Source organism: Spirillospora sp. NPDC049652, from assembly GCF_040675125.1.
Lineage (GTDB): Bacteria > Actinomycetota > Actinomycetes > Streptosporangiales > Streptosporangiaceae > Spirillospora.
Genome location: NZ_JBFAOF010001222.1, coordinates 1 through 1,820, shown reverse-complemented (window position 1 = coordinate 1,820; position 1,820 = coordinate 1). Strand labels below are relative to the sequence as shown.

The window sequence follows — 1,820 nt, the reverse complement described above, 5'->3', positions numbered from 1 at the left end:
GCCGCCGCGATCTCCGGGGGCGGGACATCGGTGAAGACCGGATCCAGGGTCACGCACACCTCCGGGCCGCAGGGGGCAAGGCACTATATTTACATAAAGCCTTGACCGGGTTCGAGGTTGACGGCCCCCGCGCTCCGGAGTTATCCAGGGAGGCGACACGAGAACCCCTCCTCCCCCTGTCCACAAGCGAAGAAGGCACCCGGACCCGTTCCGGCCGCACCCGCCGGAACGGGCCGGTGCACGTGTGTCCGCGCTTCCATTCGGGATATACTTGTGAAGTGGAACGCGGAGGTTCGGTCATGAAGCAGCAGCGTCGCAACTACGGCCAGTACTGCGGGCTCGCCGGCGCCCTCGACGTGATCGGCGAGCGGTGGACACTGCTGATCGTGCGCGAGCTGCTCACCGGCCCGTGCCGCTACAACGAGCTCCAGGCCAACCTGCCCGGCATCGGCACCAACCTGCTGGCCGAGCGGCTGCGCTTCCTGGTCGACACCGGCCTCGTCCGGCAGCGCGCCAAATCTGGCTCGAAGGTGAGGATGTACGAGCTCACCGCCCAGGGCGAGGGGCTGCGCGAACCGGTGCTCGCCCTCGCCCGCTGGGGCCTCGGCCTGCTCGGCGCGCCCACCTCCGAGGACGTCGTGCGCCCGCGCTGGGGCGTGCTCGCCGTCGAGGCGATGATCGACCCCTCCCTCGCCGGCCCCGACGAGCGGTACGAGTTCCGCATCGACGACGAGGTCTTCCACATCGAGGTCGCGGACGGCCGGGTGGACGTCCGGCACGGCAAGTCCGCGCTCGACCCGGCGCTGGTCGTCACCACCGACGCGCGCACCTTCGTCGAGATCGGCTCCGGGCGGCTGAGCCCGCTGGAGGCGACCCTCACCCACCGCCTCACCATGGACGGCGACCCCGACGCCACCCTGCGCTGCTCCCGCCTGCTCGGCCTGGTCGGCTGACCCGCCCCGCGGCGCCCGGCCGTCCGCGCTGCTGGGCTCAGGGGCCGTTTCGACAACGGCAGCCCGGCCTCGGCTGGCGGCGCGTGTTTCGGACGCGTCCGACAGGCGTGGTGTAGCGGGTTCCCGGGGCCTGACAAGCGTCCCGCGCGTCCCGTCCGCCTCTCCCCGGAGGCAGTGTGCTCTACCTTGACTACATCTAAGTGAAGTGATCCCCTGGACGGGCACGAACGATATCCCCTCGTGCGCCGTTCGGGCGGATCGCGGTCTCCTGACCGTCCGCCCTGACTCGCAGCGACCTCGGCGCCCCCCGGGCCCACACCGAGAACGGATGAGGTGCGCGATGCCGGAACCAGCGGGCGCGGACACCGTGCCCCGGAGGCGGTCACACGGCGCGGCACGGGGCCCCGCACCGGTGCCGGAGCGGCCGTTCCTCACGGCCGGCCCGCTCACCTCGTTCGCGTTCGGCGTCGAGTCCGCGCTGGGGCGCCGTCCGCTGCGCTACCTGGTGGCCCGCCGGTTCGAGGACGGGTGGGCCGGCGCCGCCGTGACCGTCCTGTTCGTCCTCGAACCGGACCGGCTGGCGGGGACCTCGGTGACCATCCGGGAGGACCGGGCCCGCGCCGACTGCCAGGTCTGGACCTACGTGCCGACCATGCGCCGCGCGGTGCGGATCGTCGAGCGGAACGTGTTCGGCTGCCTGCCGCTCACCCAGGTCGGCTACCTCGACCTGATGGCGTGGCGGCACCCCGCGCTCGGCGACGTCCCGGAGGACCGGGAGGCGGACGTGTCGTGGAGCGGCTGGCCCGGCGCGCAGGGACGCTGCTACCTGGGACCCGCGTCCACCCCGGGGCTGACGGTGACCGAGGC

At 72.5% G+C, this 1,820-nt stretch carries 2 protein-coding genes; both read left to right on the top strand.

The features are described 5' to 3' along the window. The first annotated feature begins 299 nt into the window (after window positions 1-299). Entirely contained in the window at window positions 300-953 is a 654-nt protein-coding gene (locus AB0J52_RS38765; protein ID WP_500188038.1) for a winged helix-turn-helix transcriptional regulator, read from the top strand. Between the two features lie 412 nt (window positions 954-1,365). Then, a partial coding sequence (locus AB0J52_RS38760) for a hypothetical protein (protein WP_500188036.1) occupies window positions 1,366-1,820 on the top strand: 455 nt, incomplete at its 3' end.